A 24922-nucleotide genomic window follows, 5' to 3' on the forward strand; every position below is an offset into this window, starting at 1 on the left:
GCTAGGCACAGCTGCTTGCCTATAGATTAACCGGCGCACGATACTTCGAAGAACACTGGGCGACATTCTAGACATGCAACGATCGCAACATGGCTGATTTCGATGTCACAATTGTCGGTGCAGGCGCCGTTGGCCTCGCTTGCGCCTACGCGCTCGCGCGCCGCGGCCAAAGCGTTGTTGTATTGGAACGCGAGAACCGCATTGGCGCCGGCGTTTCCTCGCGCAATTCCGAGGTCATCCACGCGGGGCTGCACTACGCCACCGGCTCGCTCAAAGCGCGGCTCTGCGTCGAAGGCCGTCGCGCGCTCTATCCCTTTCTCGACGCCCACAGCGTCGCCTACGACAAATGCGGCAAACTCATCGTCGCCACCGAAGACGCGGAAATCCCAGCACTCGAAGGATTGCTCCAACAAGGCGAGATCAATAGCGTCGAAGGCATGCGCCGCATCGAAGGCGCTGAAGCCCGCGCACTCGAACCGCAACTCCGCGCCGTCGCCGCGATCGAGTCCGTCGAAAGCGGCTTGATGGATGCGCACGGCTATATGCTGGCGCTCGAAGGCGAGATCGAAGCGCGTGGCGGCGCCATTGCTCTCAACGCGCCGTTCCTCGGCGCTTCACCGGGTACTGACGGCTACAGCGTGCGCGTCGGCGGCGAAGCAGCGACGACGATCAGCACAGGCCAACTCATCATCGCCGCTGGCCTCGGTGCGCAAACGTGCGCGCGGGGCGTCGAGAATTTTCCCGCCGCCCGCATTCCCAAACTCTATCTCGGCAAAGGCAGTTACTTCGCGTTGCAAGGCGTCAAAGCGCCATTCGCGCGGCTGATCTACCCGCCGCCCATCCCCGGCGCGCTCGGCACGCACTATCGACGCGACCTCGGCGGCGTCGCCCGCTTCGGCCCCGATCTCCAGTTCGTTGACCACGAAGACTACGTCGTCGATCCCGCCCGCGCCGCCAGCTTCTACGACACCGTCCGCCGCTTCTGGCCATCGCTCCCCGACGGCGCACTCCAGCCCGACTATTCCGGCATCCGTCCTAAACTCCACGGCCCCGGCGAACCCCAAGACGACTTCGTCATCGACGACACCGTCGAAAGCCTGATCTGCCTCTTCGGCATCGAAAGCCCCGGCCTCACGTCATCGCTGGCCATCGGCGAAGAAGTGGCGCGGCGGCTTGGCGTTTGACCCGCTACCGCTAACCGCCTAAACACCCGCCCACGCGCCAGCTTAAAGCTGCGCTTTGACCGGCACACGACCCCATATCAGGGTCCGGAGGCTGGCGAGGCACCCCGCCCGACGTGATCGTCCGGCGGGGTAAAACCGCTTTGGCGCATGGAGTTACGTATTGTTTGAGGCTCTTTCAGAACGCCTAGGCGGCGTATTCGACAAACTCACTGGGCGCGGCGCGCTCAGCGAGGCCGATGTCGACGCCGCCCTGCGCGAAGTGCGCGTGGCGCTGCTGGAAGCCGACGTCGCGCTGCCGGTGGTGAAGGATTTCATTGCCAAGGTTCGCGTCGAGGCGGTGGGCGAGAACGTCATCAAGGCCGTCAAACCCGGCCAGCAAGTCATCAAGATCGTCCACGACGCGCTGGTTGAAACGCTGGGCGGGGATGGTCCTCCGGAAGGTCTCCGCGTCAACGGCGAGCCGCCGAACGTGATCATGATGGCCGGCCTTCAAGGCTCCGGCAAAACCACCACCACCGCGAAGCTCGCGCTGCGGCTGACCAAAACCGACAAGCGCCGCGTGCTGATGGCCTCGCTCGACACCCGCCGCCCCGCGGCGATGGAGCAGCTCGCCACGCTCGGCAAATCCATTGGCGTCGACGTGCTGCCGATCGTCGCCGGCCAGACGCCGCAAGAGATCGCCAAGCGCGCGCTCACCACCGCGCGCCAATCCGGCCACGACGTTCTCATCCTCGACACTGCCGGCCGCACCACGCTCGACGACGAGATGATGAGCGAAGCCTCATCGATCGCGCAGATCGCCAAGCCCGGCGAAACGCTGCTCGTCGCCGACAGCCTCACCGGTCAAGACGCCGTCGAAACCGCCAAGCGTTTCCACGAACGCCTGCCGCTCACAGGCCTCGTGCTGACGCGCGCCGATGGCGACGGCCGCGGCGGTGCAGCACTTTCGATGCGCGCCGTTACTGGCCTGCCGATCAAGTTCCTCGGCATGGGCGAGCGCGCCGAAGCGCTGGAGCCGTTCGACGCCCGTCGCATCGCCGGCCGCATCCTCGGCCAAGGCGACATCGTCGGCCTGGTCGAAAAAGCCGTCGAAAACGTCGATCGCGACGAAGCCGAGAAAATGGCGAAGAAGATGGCCAAGGGCCGCTTCGATTTCGACGACATGGAAAAACAGCTCGGCCAGCTGATCCAGATCGGCGGCCTGAAGGGCGTCATGGGCATGCTGCCCGGCGTGCAGAAGATGAAAAACCAGATCAGCGAAGCGTCGCTCGACGATAAGCAGATCCACCGCCAGATCGGCGTCATCCGCTCGATGACGAAGGCCGAGCGCGCCAAGCCGGACCTGATCAACGGCAAGCGGCGCGCCCGCATCGCCAAGGGCTCAGGCGTCGAGGTGGCTGAGGTCAACCGCCTCCTCAAGATGCACCGCAACATGGCCGACATGGCCAAGCGCATGGGCAAGGGCAAATCCCCGATCCCAGGCATGCCCAATATGCCCGGAATGCCCGGCGGGATGGGGGGCGGCATGCGGTCCCCGGAACAACTGAAGGCGCTCGGCGGCGGCAAACCGTTGCCGGGCCTTAACCCTGCCACTGGAATGCCTGGACTTCCCGGCCTGCCGGGGCTTCCCGGAAGCGACAAAAAAAGCTAAGAGTTCAAAGGAGAAGCGTAGAAATGTCCCTGAAAATCCGTCTGGCCCGTGGCGGCGCCAAAAAGCGTCCGTTCTACTCGATCGTAGTGGCCGACAGCCGTAGCCCCCGTGATGGGCGTTTCATCGAGAAAGTTGGAACTTACAACCCTATCCTGAAGGCTGACGACCCGGCCCGGGTCGTCCTCAAGCTTGAGCGGATCCAGGACTGGATGAAGAAAGGCGCTTTGCCGACCGATCGCGTCGCCCGGTTCCTTGACCAGGCCGGCGTTTTCAAACGCGAAGCCAAAAACAACCCCAACAAGGCCCAACCTGGCAAGAAAATGACCGAACGCGCGGCGGCTAACGCCCCGGCGCCGGCCGCTGCTGCCGAGGCTGAGGCTGCGCCGGAGGCATAAGGAAGACCGTGCCCGACAAGAAGACCGCCAAGACTGCCGCGAAGCCGGCAGCCAAAACCGCCCCGGCCGCCAAGAAGGCAGCGCCGGCGCCCCGCCGCGAACCGGCGGCCAAGAAGGCTGCGCCTGCCAAACCGGTGAAGGCCGTTAAGGCCGTGCCGCCGCCGAAGGCCGAGCCGAAGAAGGCCGCTACCAAGCCTGCCGCGCCCGCCCCCAAGGCGGCGCCCCCGGCCAAGGTCGCCAAGAAGGTGGAAACCAAGCCCGCCTCGGCCCCGAAGGCCGCGGCAAAGCCTGAGCCGAAGGCCAAGGTCGCTGCAAAGCCCGAGGCCAAACCGGCAAAGCCAGCCGCGAAGGCCGCGCCTGAGCCCAAGGGCAAGACCAAGGTTGCCCCGCCTGTGAAGGCGGCGAAGCCAGCACCCGCGCCTAAGCTTGAGAAGGTGAAAGCGGAAAAACTGCCGAAGCCACCGAAGGCTCCCAAACCACCGAAGCCGCCCAAGCTTGCGCCGGTCGCTGCTGCGTTCGCCGGGCCAATCCCGTCGAAGCCGCTCGCCGTCGCCGCTGGCCGCGCGCAACCCGTACTGCGCTCGCCGATCGCAACGCCGGCGCGCGCTGCACCGAAGCCGCTCGCCGCGCCGAAGCCGGTCGCGGCGGCCGAGCCCGAACACGTTGGAGACTCCCAAGCCGTGCCATCGTTCAAAGCCAAAGCGCCCGACAAGAAGGGCATGGTGCTTGTGGGCGCCATCGCCGGCGCGTTCGGCGTCAAAGGCGAAGTCCGTTTGCGCGCTTTCACCGACAAGAACGAGGGCGTCATCTCGTACGGCCCGCTCTACGGCGAAGACGGCAAGATTTTGCTCAAGCCCAAGAGCTGGCGCGAGCTGAAAGACGGCGTCGCGATCGTCACGGCCGAAGTGAAGTCGCGCGAAGAAGCCGAGAAGATGAAGGGCCAAAAGCTCTTCGTTCCCCGCGCCAACCTGCCGACCACGGCGGAAGACGAGTTCTATGTCATCGATCTGCTCGGCTCGCGCGCTGAAGCGCTCGACGGCACGGTGCTGGGCGACATCGTCGCGGTGTGGAACTTCGGCGCCGGCGACATCCTCGAGTACAAGCCGCCGAACGGCGGTCCCAACGTGCGCATCACCTTCACGCGTGAAGCCGTGCCGCACGTCGACCTTGCCGCCAAGCGCGTCGTGCTCGATCCCCCGCCGCCGGAACCGCCGGGCAAGTAGCGCAGGAGACAGCAATGCAAGTTGCAACCGCGTTGGCGCTTCTGGCCTGCGCGGTGTTCGTTGCTTGCGCGACACCGCCGCAAGTGAGCGAACATGACCGCTCGTGCGCCGTTTTGGCCTCCGTAGCTGCAACGCGGTCAACAACGCCTTGGCCTCAACTGAACGGTCGCGACGAAGAAAAAGTGCAGGCCATCCCGACAACACGTATTGCCGATACTGGCTACGCGTGCGGCAACACTATGCACTTGGAAACCGGCCGCGGCCCGGCGGTCTTCTTCGACATCGGCCTCAGCGCAGATCAGCGCTACGCCTCGTTAGGCATGGGCTCTGCCGATCACGGCGAACGGTGCCTACTTCAAAGACGGCAAGACGATTGGACCGTCATCGGCTGCATGATGCTCTGGGTCGCCTGATCGCATGAGCTTCGCCGCAACCGTCATCACGCTTTTTCCGGAAGCGTTTCCCGGCACGCTCGGCGTTTCGCTGATCGGCAAAGCGCTGCGCGATGGCGCGTGGTCGCTCGACGCCGTGCAGCTCCGCGACTTCGGCCAAGGCCCCCACAAGAACGTCGACGACACGCCCGCCGGCGGCGGCGCCGGCATGGTGCTGCGCGCGGATGTGGCGGCCGCCGCGATCGACTCCATCCCGCGCAACGACCGCCCGCTGATCTACCTCTCGCCGCGCGGCAAGCAATTCGATCAAGCCATGGCCGAGGAATGGTCCGCCGGTCCTGGAATCATCCTCTTCTGCGGCCGCTTCGAAGGCTTGGACGAACGCGTCATCGAAGCGCGCAACATGCAAGAAGTCGCTGTCGGCGAAGCCGTGCTCGCAGGCGGCGAAGCCGCGGCGATAGTAGTGTTAGAAGCCTGCGTCCGCCTCATCCCCGGCGTCCTCGGCAACGACGCCTCCATCGTCGAAGAGAGCTTCAGCGACGGTCTCCTAGAGCACCCGCAATACACCAAGCCCCGCGAGTGGGAGGGCCGCGCCATCCCCGAAATCCTCACGTCCGGCGATCACGCCAAGGTCAAGGCTTGGCGACGCGCCGAACGCGAGCGAATCACGAAACTTCGAGGAAGTTGAAATGTCGGCGAACTTCTATGCTTGGCTGCCCGAGTTGGCGCTCGATCCGAAGGCGAAGTCCTTTCAAGACGACGTAGAAGCCCTGTACGAGCAATCAGAACCGCCGCATCCAACGCTTACGGCATTCGTCGCTGCGCTGCTCGAACGCTATCCGGACCCTGATGACGACGACACCGATACCGTCTGGGCAGACGGGCCGATCCAGGACGAAATCCTCGGCCGCTTTATCAATGTCGCGGTGATCTGGCCGCGCGCCGACGAGACGTGGGCTGTCTTCCTCAAGAGCGGGCACGCGTGCGGTCTCGTTTGCTACGACCCTCAATCGGACCGCGTGTATCCACCGTGACTGCCCAAAGACGGCCCGATTTGAAGCCGACCACCGGACGCGAATGAAACTCGCCCCGCTCCTCGCCGCGCTCGCGCTGATCGCACTCCCCGCTTCCGCGCAGACGCGAGTGGTCACCCCGCAGGATATGCGCGCGTCCCAAGCTCTAGCCGCGCTCTGGCGGCCGCTACCCATAATGACCGCGGAAGCCGCCGACACCGCCTGCCGCGGCGCGGAAGCGGAGATCGAAGCGCTCGAAGCCGCCCTACCTCCGGTGCTCACACCGGAATCCCTCGCCCGCGTCCGCGCCCTGCGCGGCTTGCTCGTGATCCCGACCGCCGAGCCGAGCATGTCGTATTTCTTCCCCGACCGATCCATGACCTGGTTCGCCAGCGGCCTGGGCGCCGTCGCCCTGATTGACGAGGGCGACGGCTTCATCGGCGTCCGCGATGCAGCCGGAACCGACATCGCCATCCAGTACGGCCAGGCCGGCGGCCGCCCCATGATCCGGGTCCAGCCGCCGCAGGGCGAGATCCAGACCTTTGTCGGCTGCGCCCAGACGTCGCCCGCCCAGAATTGAGCCTTTCGGCCCCTCGACAGGGCCGGTTCGTTCCCTTATACGCCCCGCTTTCCCGTGGTTTCCAGAAGGAAGCGCCGGCCTTTAGCCTGTGCGCTCCGGTAGTGCCGATGAACCTGATCCAGACGCTCGAACAAGAAGAAGTCGCCCGCATCACCAAGGGCAAGACCGTCCCATCCTTCGATCCGGGCGACACGCTGCGCGTGAACGTCAAGATCAAGGAAGGCGATCGCGAGCGCGTTCAGGCGTACGAAGGCCTCTGCATCGCCCGCTCGGGCGCTGGCCTCAATGCGAACTTCACCGTCCGCAAGATCAGCTTCGGCGAAGGCGTCGAGCGCGTCTTCCCGCTCTACTCGCCGACCGTGGATTCGATCGAAGTGGTTCGCCGCGGCGCCGTGCGTCGTGCGAAGCTTTACTATCTGCGCGATCGCCGCGGTAAGTCGGCCCGTATCGCTGAACGTGGCGGCGGCGCTCGCGAAGACGATTTCGTCGGCGAAGCCGCGGACACACCCAGCGAAAGCTAAGACCGTTGCGCGCGGCGCTGCTGCGCCTTCTGCGCGCCACGCATCTCATCCAGTTTGCCGACCGCATCGCCGCGCACCGCGCCGTGCACGCGAACGTGCAAGCCAACGCTGACTACCGCGCCGCGCATCCCAAGCGCGCGTTTCCCGATCCAGCGCTCGTGTTCGAAGTGGCCGGCCATGCCAAACTCAAATCGTTCGATCTGAGCGGCCAAGCGCACGCGCGCGAGATCGCTTGCATTCTGCGTGAGAACGCGCTCGCAGCATCGCCATCGATCCTCGATTGGGGCTGCGGTCCCGCAAGAATTCTGGCGCATCTGCCTGCCGTGTTGAACGCGCCCGACGCGCGTTTTCACGGCTGCGACCCCAATCCTCGCGCCATCGCGTACGCGCGCGCGGCGCTTGCGCACATCTCGTTCGAGCACAGCCCCGCAACGCCGCCCCTGCCCTATGCCGCCGAGAGCTTCGACGCGATCTACGGTGTTTCAATCCTTACGCACCTCCCTGAAGCCCAGGCGCAAAGTTGGGTCGCCGAATTAGCCCGCGTTGTCCGTAATGACGGCGTTGTGCTGCTGAGCGCCCACGGCGCCAACGCGGCCGCAAGGTTACCGGCTCCCGTGCGCGCCAGGTTCGACGCAGGCGACTACGTCGAAGCCGGCGGCGCCAAGGCTGGCAGCCGCACCTACGTCTCCTACTTCAATGAAACAGCCGGCCGGCGTCTCTTTGCTCCATATTTCGCCGAGGTCGTCCACAGGTCGGCGAACGCCGTCATCGGCCACGATTTGTGCCTGCTGCGCGCGCCACGCCGCAGCGGCAAAGCTTGACGGAACGGCCGTGCCCGCGCACCTCCGCTCTGACCCATGAACAACCAGGTGAAGCCCCCGCCGGCGGATGTCGAGATCGTGACGCTCGGCTGCCGCTTGAACGCTTACGAAAGCGAAGCCATGCGCTTGCTTGCGGGCGAGGCGGGTTTAGCGAACGCCGTCATCTTCAACACCTGCGCGGTCACCGGCGAAGCCGTACGCCAAGCGCGCCAAGCCATCCGTCGCGCCCGCCGTGAACGGCCAGACGCGAATATCATCGTCACGGGCTGCGCCGCGCAGATTGATCCGCAGAGCTTCGCCGACATGCCGGAAGTCAGCCGCGTCATCGGCAACGCCGAGAAGATGCGCGCCAGCAGCTTCGCGCCACAACACGAACGCGTCGCCGTCGCCGACATCATGGCCGTACGCGAAACCGCGTCACACCTGATCGACGGCTTTCACGAACGCACTCGCGCTTACGTCCAAGTCCAGAACGGGTGCGATCACCGCTGCACGTTCTGCGTCATCCCGTACGGCCGCGGCAATTCACGCTCCTCGCCCGCTGGCGAAGTCGTCGAACAGATCCGCCGCCTCGCCGCCAACGGCGTGCCCGAAGTCGTCCTCACCGGCGTCGACCTCACCTCATGGGGCCACGACCTGCCTGGCACGCCACAACTCGGCTCACTCGTCGCGCGCATCCTGAAACTCGCGCCCGATCTGCCGATGCTGCGTCTCTCCTCCATCGACGCTGCTGAACTCGACGATCAGCTGTTCGAACTCGTCACCCAGCACGACCGCATCGCGCCGCATTTGCATCTCTCACTACAGCACGGCGACGATCTCATCCTGAAGCGCATGAAGCGCCGCCACTCCCGCGCGCAAGCCATCGAACTCTGCGGCCGCTTAAAGAGCGCGCGCCCCGACATCGCGCTCGGCGCCGATCTCATCGCCGGCTTCCCGACGGAAGAAGAGCACCACTTCGCCAACGAGCTCTCGCTCATCGGCGAATGCCAACTCGCTTACGTCCATGCCTTCCCCTACAGCCCGCGCCCCAACACGCCCGCCGCACGCATGCCCCAAGTCGATCGCGCCGTGATCAAGCAACGCGCCGCGCGTCTCCGCGAAGCGGGCGATGCTGCGCTGGGGCGGCATCTGGATGCTTGGGTCGGTAAGGAAGCGAATGCGCTTGTTGAGCGCGACGGATTCGCACGCCTCGCTGATTTCAGCACCGCACACTATGGAGCGCCGGCGTCCTCGCCGGCCAGCACTGTAAATGCCGGCGAGGACGTCGGCGCTCCATACAAGCGCCTCCGCTTCACCCACCATGACGGCGCGCATCTTCACGGCGTCGCCGCATGATCTGGGGCCTGTTCAACAAGCGTAACCCGGCTGAACAACAGGCCGAGCCAAAAGGCCTGTTCGACGGCCTGCGCAAATCGTCGTCGAAGCTCGCCGACAGCATCGGCGCCGTCTTCACCAAGGAAAAGCTCGACGCCGCCGCACTCGCCGAACTCGAAGACGCGCTCGTCACGTCCGACATGGGCGCCAGCGCCGCCGCGCGCATCGCGTCCGCGCTCGCCGATCAGCGCTTCAGCAGAGAGGACAACCAGACCGAAGCGCGAGAAGCCCTAGCAGCGGAGGTCGCGCGCATCTTAAAGCCCCGCGAAGCCACGCTCGATCTCAGCGCTGGCCCGAAACCGCGCATCGTGCTTGTCATCGGCGTCAACGGCTCAGGCAAAACCACCACCATCGGCAAGCTCTCCAAGCTCCTCACTGACGCTCAAGCCAAAGTCGTCATCGGCGCCGCCGACACCTTCCGCGCCGCCGCGATCGAACAATTACAAGTCTGGGCGCAACGGACCGGCGCATCCTTTGTCAGCTCCCATCAAGGCGCCGACGCCGCCGGCATCGCCTTCGAAACCGTAAAGCGCGCCAAGGCAGAAAACGCCGATGTCGCGCTGATCGACACTGCCGGCCGCCTGCAAAACAAAACCGAGCTGATGGCGGAGCTGTCGAAAATCGTCCGCTCCATCCGCAAGATCGACGAAGACGCCCCGCACGAAACCCTGCTCGTACTCGACGCCACCGTCGGCCAGAACGCGCTCTCCCAAGTCGAGAGCTTTCGCTCCGTCACCGACATCACCGGTCTGGTCATGACCAAACTCGACGGCACCGCGAAAGGCGGTGTGCTCGTCGCGCTAGCCCAACGCCACGCCATCCCGATTCACTTTGTCGGTGTCGGCGAGAAAGCCGAAGACCTGCGCCCGTTCGACGCCACCGCCTTCGCCCGCGCGCTGGTTGGCTTGGGCTAAGCGAACGCCAAGCGCAGCGCGTTCAAGAGCAGCCCGATAAAGGTAGTCGGAGCGGCGACGACGCCCACCACAAAGAGAACGCCGCCGACACTGCGCAACAAGTCGCGCGTCATGGCTAACCCACCAATCCGCTCGCCGTCGCCAGCGCCCCAAACGCCAGGCCGCCCACGATAACCCAGGCCGCCACAACGCTGACGGCGCGGTGAAACGATGAAAACGCGCTTAGGTTCGCGGTCCAGAAATCTTGGTCTTGCATGGCTCACTCCATCTGTTGCGATGAAGATGAGCCCTGCTGGCCGGCGTTACGAACGATGCCTCGTCCACCCGCTTGTGAGGGATTTTCACAGCCTCAAGGCGCAGGCCGCACCGGCGCAGAACCATTGCAAACGCCCAGCCGGTTGACCGGATTGGCCGCAAAGAACGCCTCGCGCCGCGTGCGTCGCGCATCGACCACCGACGCCCACGTCCCGCTATCCGTACGCAACACTTGCAGATTGGTGCGCTGCGCCGCCGGCACGTCGGACGCCACGCGGATCGAGCGCAGCACCGCCATCTCGCCCGGCGTTTCATAGAACCCCAATGCGCCTGAGCCGCGCGGCTGCGTCGAGAGCAGTTCCATGCCCTGCACCACGCGACCGACCAACGTGATGTTGCGATCGAGATTACGCGGTGATTGCCCGATCACGACATACAACTGCCCGCCATTACCGCCATCCAAACCATCGCCACGCGCCGAGCCGACCACCGCGTAGCAATGCGTCATCCACGTGCCGCTCTCATCGCGCGCAACTTGAAAGCCATTTGAGAAGCCGACTTCATCCGCATACGTGTCCGGATCAGGCAACGGCGTGAACTCGACACCCGCGCGCGGTCGCACGACTTCGCCGCGCACCACTTCCGTCGCCGCACCCAGCGACTTTGGATCCTCGTCGCGGCGGCCCCATTGCACGACGTAATTGTCTTGCGAGCGCAGGATGTTCGCGGCGTCGAAATAGTTCGCCCGCGCCAGCGCGCGGATGTTGGCGGCATGGTTCGGCGCGTACTCGGTCGCCAGTTCGATGATCACCCGGCCGCGCTCGAGTTCCATGTAAATCGTGTTTTCAGGATTGAGCGCGCGCCAGTCCGAGGCCGGCGACGCATCGAGGATTTCCTGCACCGAACGAACCGGCGCCGCAGGGTCCGCGGGCGCCGCCGGCGTGTCAGCCGCGGGCGCGCTCGCGCATGCGCTCAGAGCCAGAACCGCCAAAATCCCCAAAATCCGCATCGCGTCCTCCCAATTTGCCCTGCATTTCGCCCGGGACGATGCTTCAGCGCAAGCGGCTGGTCTGCCGCCATGCGATCAGCGTATCAGGGGGCATGACCGATACCCCGACCGACAGCCAGCCCGCGAAAGCCCAAGCCGCCGGAGGCGCGGGCCAGCTTTGGGTCGATCTTGGTCCCGTCCTTGTGTTCGTGGTGGCGTTCAACGTGCTTCACCGCATCGAAGCCACCAAGGACGATGCGATCTACATCGCCATCGGCCTCTTTATCGCCGCAACCTTGATCGCCATCGGCTGGTGCAAGCTGAAGCGCGGAAAAATTCCGCCCGTGCTCATCGTCACCGGCGTGCTGGTTACCGCCTTCGGCGGTCTCACCATCTTGCTGCACGATCCCAGCATCATTCAGATCAAGTTCACCGTCACGTTTCTGTTTTACGCCGCGGCCATCTTCATCTCAGTGCTTATTCGCCAGAACGTCTGGAAGCTGCTTTTCCGCCACCTCTTCAACCTGCCCGACCGGATCTGGACCGTCCTCGCGCTACGTTGGGCCACGTTCTATGTGGCGGTTGCGATCCTCAACGAAGTGCTTCGCTATTTTTATAACGAGGCCAACGGCAACTTTGATGTCTGGCTCAATCTCCGGACGCTGCTCACCTACCCCGCCTTTATCGTTTTCGCCCTGCTCAACACCCCGATCGTGCTGAAGCACCAGATTGAAGACGATGCGCCGGTTGAACAGCAGCCCGCGGCGCCCAGCGCTTAATCGCGCTCACTTTTCGGCTGATTTTCGCCTTTGTGGCGAATGACGCTCGTCGTCATGATTGATCGCGCTCGCCGCGGCGCTAAGGTTCGCCCAGCTTCTGGGGCGAAAAACATGGCTCGGTCGACGTCGGACTCTGAGTCCGAGCCGTACAGGCTCGCGACCTCGGCCAGCCATTTGCTGCACCGCGCCGAACAGCTCGCCGCCGATCGCTTCACTCAACTTGTAGGCGAAGCCGTCACGCTCCGCCAATTCGCCGTCCTCGCCGCCATCGCCGAGCAGCCGGGCCTGAGCCAAAGCGACCTCGTCCGCGCCACCGGCATCGACCGCTCCACGCTGGCCGATCTGATGAACCGCCTGGTCAAACGCGGCCTCACGGAGCGTAAGGAATCCCCATCCGACGGCCGCGCCTATTCCGTGCTGCTGACGGCATCGGGCGCCTCAATCCTTCACGGCGCCACTCAACACGCCCGCGCCGCCGACGCCGCCATTCTCGATCTGCTCCCGCGCACCAAACGCCGCGCCTTCCTCGGCACGCTGACGAAGCTCTCCAAGCTCGCGGAGGAAGCCGCCGAGAAAGCTGAGCGCCACGCTCGGAAGCTGGCCAAGCAGCGGGCGCGCAAAGAACAAGAAGCGAAAAAGAAGGCAAAGGCTGCCGCCGCGCACGGCCCACGCAAGCAGCGCGCTTAACGCGCCTCGAGCGCCGGGCGGATCGCCTCCCCGATCGCCTCAGCCGTCAGCGGCCCACGATAAACGGCACGGATCGTCCCATCGGCTCCGATCACGAACGTCTCCGGGACGCCGACGAGCCCAAGCTCCAGCCCGAACCGCCCCTCCGGATCCATCGCGACGGCGCTGTACGGATTGCCGAGGTCGGTCAGAAAGCGCGCCGAATTCTCAGCGCGATCTTTGTAGGCGACGCCCACGATCTCCACGCCGCTCGCCTGCAGCGCCATCAGCTGCGGATGCTCGGCACGGCACGGCGTGCACCACGACGCGAACATGTTGATCACATAAGGCCGCCCACGCATTGCATCGCTGGTCAGCAACTCGCCGCCTTCAAGCCGCGTCAGCGCAAACGTCGGCGCCGGCCGCCCGATCAAGCCTTCGGAAATCGTGTTCCGCTCGCCCTCGCGCGTAAGCAGAAAAATCGCAACGCCCACCAGCGCCACGAGCGCAATCAGCGGAATGGTGGCGAACGCGCGGTTCACGACTTGCCCCGCTTCGCATCAAGCGCTCGCGCTTCCTTGGCCCAATGCGCCAAGCGCAGCCACACGATTGCCGCCAACGGAATGAGCGCACCGAACGTCACCGCGTACGCCGTCCACACAAAAGGCCAACCGCCTTCGATCATGCCGCCCCCCTCAACCGCGCCGCTTCGACACGCCGTCGATAGATCGAGGCGCGCATGTTCATCAGCAGCAGCGCCACAAACAAAAAGAAGAACGCCGCGATCATCGTCAGCAACGGCACCAGCATGGAGCCATGGATCGACGGCCCGTCAGCGCGAATGATGCTCGCGCCCTGATGCAGCGTGCTCCACCATTCCACGGAGAAATGGATGATCGGCAAATTGATGCATCCCGCCAGCGCAAGGATCGCCGCCAAGCGCCCAGCTTTCTCTTCGTCCTCCACCGCGCTCCAAAGCGCGATGTAGCCAAGATAAATCACAAACAGGACGAGCATCGACGTCATGCGCCCGTCCCATTCCCACCACGTTCCCCACGTCGGCGCGCCCCAGAGCGAGCCGGAGATGAGCGTAAGCCCTGCGAACGTCGCGCCAATCGGCGCCGCCGCGCGCGCCGCGACATCGGCGAGCGCATGGCGCCACACCAAGCTCACAAAGCTCGCCGCGCCGATCATCGAATAAATCGCCATCGACCACCACGCCGACGGCACGTGCACGTACATGATCCGCACCGTCTCGCCCTGCTGGTAATCCGCCGGCGAAAACACCAGCGCCCACGGCAAACCAACAGCGAACAACACGGCCGCCACCACCGCGCACAACGGCGCCGCCCAAGCCGAAAAGCCCATGAAGCGGGCCGGGTTGGCGAAGGTGCTCAGCATGTCAGGTGTCGGGTATCAGGTGTCAGGTGTCGTCGGGCAGGCGTCATGATGTCCATCGCAGCAATTCTGACACCTGACGCCTGACATGCTGGCACCTGAATCACTCCGCCTGCAGCCGCAATGCCGCAGCCGCAGCGATCGGCCCCAGCGCCGCCGCGCCCAGCGCAATGCCCGCCAGCACCAGCAACGCACCCTGCACTTGTTCACCGCCCGCGACCGCCGCGCCAAAGATGATCGGAGGCGCAAAGAACGGCAGCACGATCAGCGCAATCAAAACGCCACCGCGTTTAACCCCCGCCGTTACCGCTGCACCGATCAACCCCACGCCAATGAACGCCGCCGTCCCCAGCATCAAACTCAGCACGATGGCAGGCACGAGCGCGACCGGCGCCTGCAACGCAATCGCCGCCGGCGCAGCCGCGAGCGACAACGGCAATCCCACCGCGCACCACAACGCCGCGCCCTTCGCCAGCACCAAGCCTTCAAGCGATTCATGCGAGAGCAGCATCTGATCAAGCGAGCCGTCTTCCAGATCCGCCTGAAACAATCGCTCCAACGTCGCCAACACCGCCAGCGCCGCCGCAATCCAAACCAATGGCGGCCCAGCGCTCTGCAACAACGCGCGCTCCGGCCCCATCGCCAACGGCACCAGCATTGTCGCGCCCAGAAAGAAGCCCAACGGCGCCAACACGCCGCCGCCACTCCACATCAGCGCAATCTCGCGCCGGAACGTGACGCCCAACGCGCTCATCTCCCCCTCCTCTTGAGAGGAGGGGGTCGGGGGGTGGGGTGATGCGCGACGTTCGGGAGTTCGCGCGAAATATGGACCGCCGGCGCCCTCGCCGGCATGCGCTCGATTGAACAAGCACTTGCGTTTGCAGCACAGGACTGCGCCGTGCCGGCGAGGGCGCCGGCGGTCCATATCAGCGCGCGATTCTGAGAGTGCGGAGCTTCACCCCGCCCCCCGACCCCTCCTCTCAAGAGGAGGGGGTTCAGTGTACACGCCTGAGTCATGCGCCCACCGTCAGTGTTTGCGACGGCGCAGGGCCAAGCGGCTCATGCACCGCAGCCACAACAATCCCGCCACGCGCGCGATGTGCTTCAATCAGTTCCGACACCAGCGCATGCCCGGACGCATCCAGCGCCGCCGCAGGTTCATCGAGCAACCACAGCGGCCGCGGCGCGATCAGCAAACGCGACAACGCCAACCGCCGCGCCTGTCCTTGGCTCAACGTTCGCGCCTCACGCTGCTCCAAGCCGCTCAACCCAACGCGCGCCAATAGATCAGCATCAAACGCGCCGCCAAATAGCCCAGCCCAATAGCGCGCATGCGACGCTACGCTTGCATTCGGCTTCAGCGCATTCGCGTGCGCAACATAGTGCAGCGACGTTTGCCGATCCTCGGGCCCCTGCAACACAAGCGTCCCGGCGAACGGCTTCAGAAATCCAGCGATTGTCCGCAGCAAGCTCGTCTTCCCCGCGCCGTTCGCGCCCCGCACTTCGACATAGCTTCCCGGGTCCGCTGCAAAGCTCAGTCCCTCGAACAGCACGCGCCCGCCGCGTGAAAGGGCTAGGCTTTCAACGCGGAGCGTCAGCTTGTCTTGGAAAGGTCCGGACCCGCTCATAATGCGGCCCTGGTTCTAGAAAGGGTTGCGCTGTCCGCCAAGGCGCGCCTTGGTGAGATGTCGAGGGAGGACATTCATGCGTCGTTTTGTGGCGGGGCTGGCATTGGCCAGTCTGCTGATCGCTTGCGGGCAACCGCGGTCCGTAGACGTGTCCCAGGAGGAGGCCGCGACAGGCTCAGCCGCCTATGGCGGCATGGCCGACATGGACCGCGCCGCCGGTGAGCAAATGGCGCCCAACGCCGCGCCCGCACCGGCCGCGCCTCCGCCGCCAGCAGACGGCAGAGTGGATCCGCAGGGCCCCGGCCAACCACCGCCAACGCAAGGCGGCGGTACGGCGTCGCCCATCCTTTTTCTCGCCTACACTTTCTCGCGCGGTCTCGAGATCCCGAGCGAGCGGCTTTCCGGCGTGATGGACGCCCACGTCCAAGCCTGCCAAGCCGCCGGCCCACGCGTGTGCCAACTTATCGGCTCGAACCGCACCGGCGATCCCGAGAGCCGCATGGAGGGCTACGTCCAGCTCCGCGCCGAACCGATGTGGCTGCGCACCTTCATCGCCGGCCTGGAAGCGCAAGCCGACGAGGCAGGCGGCCGCATCATCGCCGAGAACGTCAGCAGCGAAGACCTAACACGCCAGATCGTCGACACCGAAGCGCGCCTGCGCGCGCAGACCGCACTGCGCGATCGCTTGCAGGAATTACTGCGCTCGCGTCCCGGCCGCCTGGCCGACCTGCTCGAAGTCGAACGCGAACTGGCGCGCGTGCAAGGCGACATTGACGCGGTGCAATCCGCGCTCGCCGTCATGCGCACGCGCGTGGCGATGTCGGAGCTATCGATCCACTACCAATCAGCCCCGCGCCCCGTCGGCAGCGACACGTTCGAGCCACTCCGCGACGCCTTCGCCAACTTCCTCGGCATCATCGTCGGCGGCTTCGCAGCGATCATTGTGATCATCGCCGGCCTCATCCCGTTCGCGGTGGTGATCGTGCCGCTGGTGTGGCTGGCGCTGCGCTGGCGCAAACGCCGTGGCGGGCGCTTCTTCAACCGCGCGCCGAAACCGGCCGAAACGCCGCCACCTGCCGCATAACAAAACGGGCCCGGATCGCTCCGGGCCCGTTGGTCTTTCGTGGTTGTCACGCTTAGCGGAAGCTGATCGTCACCGCCGTGCGGCGGTTCATGCCTTCGCGCACGCCATCGCCGGTCGCACGGGCGAGATCGCGTTCGCCGCGGGCTTCGGTGCGGATCATATCCGCCGCGATGCCACGCTCGATCAGCGCGCCACGCACCACGGATGAACGGCGCTCCGACAAGGCCACATTGTAGGCATTCGAGCCCGACGTGTCGGTGTGACCGATCACGACCGCGCCATTGATGTTGCACTGACGCGCACGCGCCACGGCATTCTCGATGACGCTGATAGCTTCGCGATTGAGGTTCGAGCGGTCCCACTCGAAGTGCACCAGGAAGTTCTCCGCCGGGCATGCGACAGGCGCAGCCGGTGCAGCTACGGCGACCACTTGGGGGGCGTCGTTGCGGCTCGGGCACGGTGTGCCGGCTTCTTCCATGGCCGTGCGAACGTCGTCATCCACACACATCAGCGATGTCGCCGCGCGGTGATAACCCAACGCCACGAGTTGGCGCGAGTTCTTCAAGCGTTGGCAATTGTCGTCCTGCCAAGTCGTGCCGATCGACAGGCCGAACGACACGGCTTGCGCGCCGAGCGAGCTCGAACCCATGCAGGTGTCTTCGCCGGAGGTCAGCGGCGCGGCGAACGCGGTGTGAACCGGATCGCGCTCGTCATAGGAGTTCACGTTGACGTTCTGGCTCGAATTGTTCGAGCTGGAGGTATCGGCATTGTTGTTGACGGTCTGCGACTGATCCTGCGCGTTGGACGAGCTGGAGTTGTTGTTGCCGTTGTTGCCGTTGTTGCCGTTGTTGCCGTTGTTGCCGTTGTTGCCGTTGTTGCCGTTGTTGCCGTTGTTGCCGTTGTTGCCGTTGTTGCCGTTGTTGCCGTTGTTGCCGTTGTTGCCGTTGTTGTCGGCGCTCGATGAACCGCCCGTCGCGGAGCTCGAATTGTCGGCGTTATTCGTGTTGCTGTTGCTGGCCGTGCCGCCCGCGCCCCCGGCGCCGCCGGCGCCGCCTGCACCACCGTTTGCCGTCGCGCTACCGCCGGCGCCGCCAGTCGCATGCGCGAAGTTGGCGCTATATTGGTTCACATCGTTCTCGACGTCGACGCTGACGCCGCCGTCATCATGGCCGTTGCCATTGCCGTTGTTGCCGTTGCCGTTGTTACCGGCGTAGGCCGCCGGCGTCACCGCAAACGCGATCGCCATGATCGCCGCGGCCAGATATGTCTTCGAAACGCGCACTGCTGGTCTCCTTCGGATTGTGCTTGTCGATCCGAGGGATGCAGCGTCCGCGCCCCGCATTTGCGCGCCGTCCCGGCACGAAACAAACGGCGGCTGGCTAACGCGAACGGTTCGCAAGTGCGCGTGGGGCGAAAAATCTCGCAGTGGCACGACTTTCGGCCGTTGCGGCAGTGTCGACTGCAAAAGCCACGGAGGCGGGAACGGCGGCAATTGCGCGTTCACATTTCGGCGCTACATAAGTCTTGCCGCGCGCCCGGTTTGATTCCGGATTTGGGGCGCACCCCAACGCGTTTGCATCTCGTCCCTCTGACTAGGATGCATACCCATGCCATCTCTGAACTCATTCAACGCCCGCTCGACGCTTAGCGCCGGCGGCAAGTCCTTCACGTATTTCGATCTCCAAGCCGCCAGCGCCAACGGCCTCGGCGACATCTCCAAGCTGCCGATGTCGCTCAAAGTGCTGGTCGAGAACCTCCTGCGCGCCGAGGACGGCGTCGCCGTGAAGAAGGCCGACATTCTCGCCATGACCTCGTGGCTGGTGAACAAAGGCAAGAACGAAGTCGAAATCGCCTTCGTCCCCGCGCGCGTGCTGATGCAGGATTTCACCGGCGTGCCCGCTGTGGTCGACCTCGCCGCCATGCGCGACGCCGCGTCGAAGCTCGGCGCCAATCCTGAGCGCATCAATCCGCTGGTGCCCGTCGATCTCGTGATCGACCACAGCGTGATGGTCGATCACTTCGGCGCCGCCGGCGCCTTCAAACAGAACGTCGAACTCGAATACGAACGCAACGTGGAGCGCTACCAATTCCTGCGCTGGGGCCAACAAGCGTTCCAAGACTTCCGCGTCGTCCCGCCCGGCACCGGCATCTGCCACCAGGTGAACCTCGAATATCTCGGTCAATCGGTTTGGGTGCGCGAGATCGACGGCGAAACCTTCGCCTATCCGGACACGGTGGTCGGCACCGACTCTCACACCACCATGATCAACGGCATCGGCGTGCTCGGTTGGGGCGTCGGCGGTATCGAAGCCGAAGCGGCGATGCTCGGCCAATCGATCTCGATGCTGATCCCGGAAGTGATCGGCTTCCGTCTCACCGGCAAACTACCCGAAGGCTCAACCGCCACCGACCTCGTCCTCACCGTCACGCAAATGCTGCGCAAGAAGGGCGTGGTCGGCAAGTTCGTGGAATTCTACGGCCCCGGCCTCGACACCATGAGCGTCGAAGACCGCGCCACCATCGCCAACATGGCCCCCGAATACGGCGCCACCTGCGGCTTCTTCCCAGTCGACAGCAAAACCATCGACTACCTCCGCGCCACCGGCCGTGATCCCGCCCGCGTCGCGCTGGTCGAGGCCTATTGCAAGCAACAAGGCCTCTGGCGCACCGAAATCGAACCGGAATTCACCGACACGCTCGAACTTTCGCTCGCCGACGTGCGCCCATCGCTCGCCGGCCCGAAACGCCCGCAAGACCGCGTCGTTCTCGGCGGCATCGCCGAAGGCTTCACCAAGGTGATGACCGAGGAATTCCGCAAAGGCGCGGAACTGAAAAAGCGCGCGCCAGTCGCGGACGCCAACCACGACATCGGCCACGGCGACGTCGTCATCGCCGCCATCACCTCATGCACCAACACCTCGAATCCCAGCGTCATGCTTGCCGCAGGCCTCGTCGCCCGCAACGCGCGCAAGAAGGGCCTCGAAGTGAAGCCGTGGGTGAAAACCTCGCTCGCGCCGGGCTCACAAGTCGTCACCGATTATCTCGCCCGCGCCGGCGTCGATGACGATCTCAACGCGCTCGGCTTCAACCTTGTGGGCTACGGCTGCACCACCTGCATCGGCAATTCCGGCCCGCTGCCTGTGCCGATCTCGGCCTCCGTCGCCGAACACGATCTGGTCGTCGCGTCAGTCCTCTCCGGCAACCGCAATTTCGAAGGCCGCGTGAACCAGGACGTGCGCGCCAACTATCTCGCATCGCCGCCGCTTGTGGTGGCCTACGCGCTCGCCGGCTCGGTCTACCTCAATCTCGAAACCGAACCGCTCGGCAAAGGCAGCGACGGCCAGGATGTCTACCTCCGCGATATCTGGCCCACCAATGCCGAGATCGAACAGATGGTGCGTCACGCCGTGACACCGGAAATGTTCGCCTCGCGCTACGCCGACGTCTTCAAGGGCGACGAACATTGGCAAGGCATCAAGGTCGGCGCCGGGCGCACCTACGCCTGGGATATAAACTCCACTTACGTGCAAAACCCGCCGTACTTCGAAGGCATGAGCATGACGCCGAAAGCGCCAGGTGATGTCACAGATGCACGCGTTCTCGGCCTCTTCGGTGACAGCATCACCACCGACCACATCAGCCCCGCCGGCTCGATCAAGAAGGTTAGTCCCGCTGGCGCCTACCTCACCGATCACGGCGTGCCGCAAGCGGAGTTCAACTCCTACGGCGCGCGTCGCGGCAATCACGAAGTCATGATGCGCGGCACGTTCGCCAACATCCGCATCAAGAACCAGATGGTGAAAAACGAAGACGGCACCGTCGTCGAGGGCGGCTACACCATCCATCAGCCTTCCGGCGAGCGCATGTACATCTACGACGCCGCCATGCGCTACAAACAGGAAGGCCGCGAACTCGTCATCTTCGCCGGCAAGGAATACGGCACCGGCTCCTCGCGCGACTGGGCCGCTAAGGGCACCACGCTGCTGGGCGTCCGCGCCGTCGTGGCCGAAAGCTTCGAGCGCATCCATCGCTCCAACCTGATCGGCATGGGCGTGCTGCCGCTGCAGTTCGTCGATGGCCAAAGCTGGGCCGGCCTGGGCCTCACCGGTGAGGAAAAGGTCTCGATTGCCGGTGTCGCCACTTTGGGTCCTCGCCAAAAAGTGACGCTCAAAATCGAGCGCTCCGGCGGCAAAACCGATACCGTCGAGGTCCAATGCCGGATCGACACCGAGAACGAGGTCGAATACTTCCGGAACGGGGGAATTCTTCACTATGTCCTGCGTGGCCTGGCCCGAGCCTGAGCATTTTCCGCCCCGTCACGTTGGTTTGATTCGAACCGCGGGGGCGGGGCGGTCATGTTCCCCGGCATGACCGGCCGCATTCTCGCCGCCGCGCTTCTTTGGCTCTTGGCGTTCGTCTCACCAGCGAGCGCCCAGACGATCAACCGGGCGCAGGCGGTCGTAGAACTCTATACCAGCCAGGGCTGCACGCAGTGTCCGCGTGCAAACCGGATTGTCGGCACCTTCGGCGCCGAGAACGGCGTCCTCGCGCTTACGTTTCCCGTGGCCATCTGGGATTATCTCGGTTGGCACGACACCTTCGCCCAGCCGGAATTCACCAACCGCCACCGCGCTTATTCCAGAACCCTACGCGTACGCGGCCGCTTCACTCCACAGCTCGTCTTCAATGGCGCCAGCCAGATGAGCGCCTCCGATTGGGACGAGGCGCGCGCCATGCTCACCCAAACGCCGCCGCTCGCAAACGGTCCGGACGTGCGCATTACGCGTCCACGCACAAACCGCACCCGCGTCACCATCGGATCCGGTGCGCCGCGCGCCGAAGCGGACGTCTGGGTGCTGGCCTATGATCCGGGCCCGGTGACGATTTACGTCACCGACGGCGTCAACCGCAGCCGGCGCATCGACCACTACAATCTGGTGCAATGGACGGATCGCGTCGGTGGCTGGAACGGCGGCGCGGTCTATTTCGAACGCGGACGCTGCGCACCCGAGTGCGCCGTGATCATCCAAGAACCGAATGGCGGGCGCATTATCTCCGCGGCCTACACGCGCGCCAACCGCTAATTATTGCGGCGGACCAATGCCCGGGACCAGCGCGACCAGCGGCGGCGCCAAGCCGTCGACATCCATCCCGCTCAGCGCATACGCCCACGGCGCCACGCGATTGTTGATCTCCAGCGCCGCCGGCTCCTGCTCCGGTGCGCCGGCACGAGCCACCAGCTTCAACCAGGTCTGGCCGTCGCTTGGGATCAACTCGGCATCAATCGCCACGCCATCGAAGGTCGTGGCGCGCACGCGTGCGATTGCCGTGCCCTGAATCGCCGGGGCCGGCTGCACATCGACCGGCGACACTTGCGTGATCCGCTCCGCGGCAGCCGCGACGCTCGATTGCGCCATTGCCGCCAACGCCGGCACGGCGATGCGCCAAGGCTGCTCAGCGCTATCGCGCGCGAGAATGTAAGCACGTCCTTGCGCCGGCATGATTTCCACGCGCGCCAACCTGTCGGCGCTCATGTCGATCGGCCGGAGTTCAAGCCAAGACGCAACGTCCCGGAGCGGCGGCAGTTCGCCTTGCGCGGCCCACGTTTGCGGATCGTCCGGCCGGCGCACGTAAAGCCCGCTCGCCTCGACACCCAGGATCAAGTTCACCAGCAACGCGCCGCGCGCGTCCTCGACCTGCACCAGCACGCCGCGTCCGCCCTCACGCGGATCGGTTACGCCCAGCCGCTGATGCTTCGACGGGTCCGCCGTCATGCGTCGCGTAAACCGCAACTGCTCCAGGCCCTCCGTGAGCTGCGCCAAGCGCGCCGGCAGCACTGGATAATCGCCACGATCGCGCATCACCCACACCGAGGACTCGCCCCGCTGCGCGCGCTCGATGCGATAGGTCGCGTCGGCGCTGGTGATGATGATGCGCTGGCCGTCTTGGATTTGGTCTTCCAGGCCCGGCAGCACCAAGCCCGACGCCAGGTCTGGACGCGCCGAGCGAAACTCGATCGCCGCCGTCACCGCCGCAATCGCGACAAGGGCGCCGGCGATCAACGCCAGCGTCAAAGCGCGCCCTTTGCGGCGCTCGGCGAGATTGGTGCTCATCGCCGTACTCTCCCGCGCCGCTGACGGCGCCAGAAAAAGAACAGCCCCGCCGTCGCGATCAGAAGCGGCGCAAGCCAGATGTTGATGAAAACGACGATCGTTTCCAAACGGTCGATGTCGCCGCGCAAGTCGCGCTCGGTGCGCCGCAGCTCGCCGCGCACTTCCACCACTTGAGCCCGGAAGCGCTCGATTTCGGCGTTTTCTTCCGGCGTCAGCTCGGCGCCCAGATTGCCCGAAAAGAAGCCCGATCCGCGTCCGCGTTCTTGCAGCGCAGCGAGGCGCGCTTCCGTTTCCGCGAGTTCGCCTTGCAATTCTTCCTGACGGCGGCGGATGCGGCGCTCGGCCTCCGCTTCCATGTCGTCGACCATATCCATGCGCCGCACCGACGGCGCCCGCGATCGCAACGATACCAGCGCGTCCGAACCGCCCAGCACATCGATCGCGTTCAACGCGAAGGACGCATTGTCCGCGGCGGTGACGCCGTTGCGCGGATCGACATAGAAATTGTCTTCCAGAAAGTCGGTATCCGCGACGATCACGATTTCCGCCGGCGTCGCCGAACGCGCAAGCGGCTCAGCGGGCTCTTCCGGCGCTGGCAGCTCAGCTGCAGGCGGCGGCGCTTCGCCTTCGATCACCGGCGCCGGCTCATCCGCCGGACGGCCCTCGGGAAACGCTGTTTCGAGATTGCCGGAGAGCCGCAGCGCAATGGTCTCAATGCGCCCGCTCGCTGACGGCCAGCGGTTCATGATGTCGATCGGCGAAGGCTGCATCATCGCTTCTTGCGCCGACATCCGCATCGTCTGCCCGCTGGTGCGGATGAGCGGTATCACTTCAACGCCATCACGCTCACTGGCGCTCAGGCTGCCCGCTAGGCCGAAATTGATCTGACGGCGCAGCCACGCCGTCATCAGGTCTTCGCGGTCGAGCTGCGCTGCCGGCACCGAGAAGAACAGCGGCTGCGGCATCGGTCCTTCCTGACCGGTCGCCGGGTCCTGCACCGTCACTTCAAGCGCGCCTTCGCGGTCGAGCACGACGCCCGGCGTCATCGTCACGCCCCAGCGCCCCAGCAGCGGTTCAAGCGTCGACGAGGCCGGCGCTGGCGCCACCGGATTGAACGGATCGAACCCCGCCGATTGCATCGACACCATCGACGCAGGGTCGAGCGCCAGGAACAACCGTCCCTTGCGCAGCACGAATTGATCGACCGCGTAGAGTTGAGCTTGCGAAAGCGCGCCCGGATGGATGATCGCAAGCACGTCGACGTCCGGAATCTCGGTGAAGTCCGGCGCAAGCCTGGTGACGTCGAGCAACCGGCCCAATTCTGTGGCGAACACCGATTGGCCGCCCGCGGGCGCGCCCGGCCTCGCGGCTGCCGCCGGATCTATCGGCAGTGAGGTGATCAGCGCCACACGCGTGCGGCTCGGGTTTTCCAGCTCGTAGATCAGCCGGGTGATTTCGTACTCAAGGAAGCCTTCGCGCTGCGGATCGACGAACGGAATGACGCGCTGATCGTCGATCGCATTCGCGCCGATCAGGCCGAAATAAATCGGGTCGGCCCCTTCATACGGACGGATCGGCTCGATGCCGGCCTCGACCGCATCGTCCTCCGCTTCGGAAAACGCCTCGACATCCACTTCCACGAACCGGACCCGTCCGTGCGAGCGCGCGGCGAAGGTTTGCAGCATCTCGCGCACGCGCGCGGCGTACGCGCCCAGTTGCGGCGAAGGCGCGGCCGCGTCACGCGAATAATAGAGCGTCAGCTCCACCGGTTCGCTCAGATCGTTGAGCGTCTCCTGCGTGCCGCGTGAGAGCGAGTAGAGCTGGTTTTCAGTGAGATCGAGCCGCCAGGAGCGGAACCACGAATTGGCGGTTATGTTCGCGGCGATAAACATCACGAACAAAGCCAAAGCGGCGAAGAAGGCGAAACGGCGTGCGCTCAT

At 65.0% G+C, this 24922-nt stretch carries 26 protein-coding genes and 1 pseudogene; 17 read left to right on the forward strand and 10 right to left on the reverse strand.

Features of this window, described 5'->3' with window-relative positions:
* The first annotated feature begins 89 nt into the window (after positions 1-89).
* The 12 genes and pseudogenes from DSM104635_RS10895 (at position 90) to ftsY (ending at position 10071) form a co-directional block, all read left to right on the forward strand.
* The gene (locus DSM104635_RS10895; protein WP_158766219.1) at positions 90-1184 is read left to right on the forward strand and encodes an NAD(P)/FAD-dependent oxidoreductase; all 1095 of its coding nucleotides are present in this window, start codon (positions 90-92) and stop codon (positions 1182-1184) included.
* A gap of 160 nt (positions 1185-1344) precedes the next feature.
* Positions 1345-2835 (forward strand): signal recognition particle protein, encoded by a 1491-nt coding sequence (ffh, locus tag DSM104635_RS10900; RefSeq protein ID WP_158766220.1) that lies wholly within the window; start codon positions 1345-1347, stop codon positions 2833-2835.
* 23 nt (positions 2836-2858) lie between these two features.
* Positions 2859-3358, forward strand: a pseudogene (gene rpsP, locus DSM104635_RS10905) (30S ribosomal protein S16); the annotation flags it as partial.
* A 591-nt stretch (positions 3359-3949) separates the two neighbouring features.
* Positions 3950-4453 carry a ribosome maturation factor RimM gene (rimM, locus tag DSM104635_RS20080; protein ID WP_323368359.1) on the forward strand — a complete coding sequence of 168 codons (504 nt, stop codon included), beginning with the start codon at positions 3950-3952 and terminating at the stop codon, positions 4451-4453.
* 14 nt (positions 4454-4467) lie between these two features.
* On the forward strand, positions 4468-4866 hold the full coding sequence (locus DSM104635_RS10915; RefSeq protein ID WP_158766223.1) for a hypothetical protein: 399 nt from the start codon (positions 4468-4470) through the stop codon (positions 4864-4866).
* A 4-nt stretch (positions 4867-4870) separates the two neighbouring features.
* Positions 4871-5533, forward strand: a complete 663-nt coding sequence (trmD, locus tag DSM104635_RS10920) for a tRNA (guanosine(37)-N1)-methyltransferase TrmD (protein ID WP_158766224.1) — start codon at positions 4871-4873, stop codon at positions 5531-5533.
* 1 nt (position 5534) lies between these two features.
* Entirely contained in the window at positions 5535-5879 is a 345-nt protein-coding gene (locus tag DSM104635_RS10925) for a hypothetical protein (RefSeq protein WP_158766225.1), read from the forward strand.
* Between the two features lie 43 nt (positions 5880-5922).
* Entirely contained in the window at positions 5923-6438 is a 516-nt protein-coding gene (locus tag DSM104635_RS10930) for a hypothetical protein (protein ID WP_158766226.1), read from the forward strand.
* 107 nt (positions 6439-6545) lie between these two features.
* Positions 6546-6959, forward strand: coding sequence for a 50S ribosomal protein L19 (rplS, locus tag DSM104635_RS10935; RefSeq protein ID WP_158766227.1), 414 nt, complete (start codon positions 6546-6548; stop codon positions 6957-6959).
* Positions 6960-6964: 5 nt separating this feature from the next.
* The gene (locus DSM104635_RS10940) at positions 6965-7780 is read left to right on the forward strand and encodes a class I SAM-dependent methyltransferase (protein WP_158766228.1); all 816 of its coding nucleotides are present in this window, start codon (positions 6965-6967) and stop codon (positions 7778-7780) included.
* A 36-nt stretch (positions 7781-7816) separates the two neighbouring features.
* Entirely contained in the window at positions 7817-9118 is a 1302-nt protein-coding gene (gene mtaB / locus DSM104635_RS10945; RefSeq protein WP_158766229.1) for a tRNA (N(6)-L-threonylcarbamoyladenosine(37)-C(2))-methylthiotransferase MtaB, read from the forward strand.
* Positions 9115-10071 carry a signal recognition particle-docking protein FtsY gene (gene ftsY, locus DSM104635_RS10950; RefSeq protein ID WP_158766230.1) on the forward strand — a complete coding sequence of 319 codons (957 nt, stop codon included), beginning with the start codon at positions 9115-9117 and terminating at the stop codon, positions 10069-10071. The genes mtaB and ftsY overlap by 4 nt, the downstream gene beginning before the upstream one ends.
* Before the next feature lie 115 nt (positions 10072-10186).
* Here the strand turns inward: ftsY and DSM104635_RS10955 are convergent, their stop codons facing one another.
* Together DSM104635_RS10955 and DSM104635_RS10960 are read right to left on the reverse strand one after the other, a co-directional pair.
* A complete protein-coding gene (locus tag DSM104635_RS10955; protein WP_158766231.1) occupies positions 10187-10327 on the reverse strand; it encodes a hypothetical protein in 141 nt (46 codons plus the stop codon).
* Positions 10328-10420: 93 nt separating this feature from the next.
* On the reverse strand, positions 10421-11335 hold the full coding sequence (locus DSM104635_RS10960; protein WP_158766232.1) for a peptidylprolyl isomerase: 915 nt from the start codon (positions 11333-11335) through the stop codon (positions 10421-10423).
* 92 nt (positions 11336-11427) lie between these two features.
* Here DSM104635_RS10960 and DSM104635_RS10965 point away from each other — a divergent pair, with 92 nt between their 5' ends.
* Complete coding sequence (locus DSM104635_RS10965; RefSeq protein WP_158766233.1) at positions 11428-12093, forward strand: inner membrane-spanning protein YciB; 666 nt, start codon at positions 11428-11430, stop codon at positions 12091-12093.
* A 111-nt stretch (positions 12094-12204) separates the two neighbouring features.
* The gene (locus DSM104635_RS10970; RefSeq protein WP_158766234.1) at positions 12205-12780 is read left to right on the forward strand and encodes a MarR family winged helix-turn-helix transcriptional regulator; all 576 of its coding nucleotides are present in this window, start codon (positions 12205-12207) and stop codon (positions 12778-12780) included.
* Here DSM104635_RS10970 and DSM104635_RS10975 read toward each other — a convergent pair.
* The 5 genes from DSM104635_RS10975 to ccmA form a co-directional block, all read right to left on the reverse strand.
* Complete coding sequence (locus tag DSM104635_RS10975; RefSeq protein ID WP_158766235.1) at positions 12777-13301, reverse strand: DsbE family thiol:disulfide interchange protein; 525 nt, start codon at positions 13299-13301, stop codon at positions 12777-12779. The two genes, DSM104635_RS10970 and DSM104635_RS10975, sit on opposite strands and share 4 nt — an antisense overlap.
* A complete protein-coding gene (locus tag DSM104635_RS10980; protein WP_158766236.1) occupies positions 13298-13444 on the reverse strand; it encodes a heme exporter protein CcmD in 147 nt (48 codons plus the stop codon). The genes DSM104635_RS10975 and DSM104635_RS10980 overlap by 4 nt, the downstream gene beginning before the upstream one ends.
* Positions 13441-14160, reverse strand: coding sequence for a heme ABC transporter permease (locus DSM104635_RS10985; protein ID WP_158766237.1), 720 nt, complete (start codon positions 14158-14160; stop codon positions 13441-13443). The genes DSM104635_RS10980 and DSM104635_RS10985 overlap by 4 nt, the downstream gene beginning before the upstream one ends.
* 100 nt (positions 14161-14260) lie before the next feature.
* Positions 14261-14911: a heme exporter protein CcmB gene (gene ccmB, locus DSM104635_RS10990; protein WP_158766238.1), complete on the reverse strand. Its 651-nt coding sequence runs from the start codon at positions 14909-14911 to the stop codon at positions 14261-14263.
* Positions 14912-15170: 259 nt separating this feature from the next.
* A complete protein-coding gene (gene ccmA, locus DSM104635_RS10995; protein ID WP_158766239.1) occupies positions 15171-15785 on the reverse strand; it encodes a heme ABC exporter ATP-binding protein CcmA in 615 nt (204 codons plus the stop codon).
* Between the two features lie 76 nt (positions 15786-15861).
* Here ccmA and DSM104635_RS11000 point away from each other — a divergent pair, with 76 nt between their 5' ends.
* Positions 15862-16869: a DUF4349 domain-containing protein gene (locus DSM104635_RS11000; protein WP_158766240.1), complete on the forward strand. Its 1008-nt coding sequence runs from the start codon at positions 15862-15864 to the stop codon at positions 16867-16869.
* Between the two features lie 52 nt (positions 16870-16921).
* Here DSM104635_RS11000 and DSM104635_RS11005 read toward each other — a convergent pair whose 3' ends face one another.
* Positions 16922-18151 carry an OmpA family protein gene (locus tag DSM104635_RS11005; protein ID WP_158766241.1) on the reverse strand — a complete coding sequence of 410 codons (1230 nt, stop codon included), beginning with the start codon at positions 18149-18151 and terminating at the stop codon, positions 16922-16924.
* A gap of 325 nt (positions 18152-18476) precedes the next feature.
* Here DSM104635_RS11005 and acnA point away from each other — a divergent pair, with 325 nt between their 5' ends.
* Both acnA and DSM104635_RS11015 read left to right on the forward strand, forming a co-directional pair.
* Positions 18477-21170 (forward strand): aconitate hydratase AcnA, encoded by a 2694-nt coding sequence (gene acnA, locus DSM104635_RS11010; protein ID WP_158766242.1) that lies wholly within the window; start codon positions 18477-18479, stop codon positions 21168-21170.
* Between the two features lie 54 nt (positions 21171-21224).
* Complete coding sequence (locus tag DSM104635_RS11015) at positions 21225-21953, forward strand: DUF1223 domain-containing protein (RefSeq protein WP_158766243.1); 729 nt, start codon at positions 21225-21227, stop codon at positions 21951-21953.
* Here DSM104635_RS11015 and DSM104635_RS11020 read toward each other — a convergent pair whose 3' ends face one another.
* Together DSM104635_RS11020 and DSM104635_RS11025 are read right to left on the reverse strand one after the other, a co-directional pair.
* Positions 21954-22982: a DUF4340 domain-containing protein gene (locus DSM104635_RS11020; RefSeq protein WP_158766244.1), complete on the reverse strand. Its 1029-nt coding sequence runs from the start codon at positions 22980-22982 to the stop codon at positions 21954-21956.
* Positions 22979-24922 (reverse strand): GldG family protein, encoded by a 1944-nt coding sequence (locus DSM104635_RS11025; RefSeq protein ID WP_158766245.1) that lies wholly within the window; start codon positions 24920-24922, stop codon positions 22979-22981. The genes DSM104635_RS11020 and DSM104635_RS11025 overlap by 4 nt, the downstream gene beginning before the upstream one ends.

It is taken from the genome of Terricaulis silvestris (assembly GCF_009792355.1).
GTDB classification, from domain to species: Bacteria; Pseudomonadota; Alphaproteobacteria; order Caulobacterales; family Aquidulcibacteraceae; genus Vitreimonas; species Vitreimonas silvestris.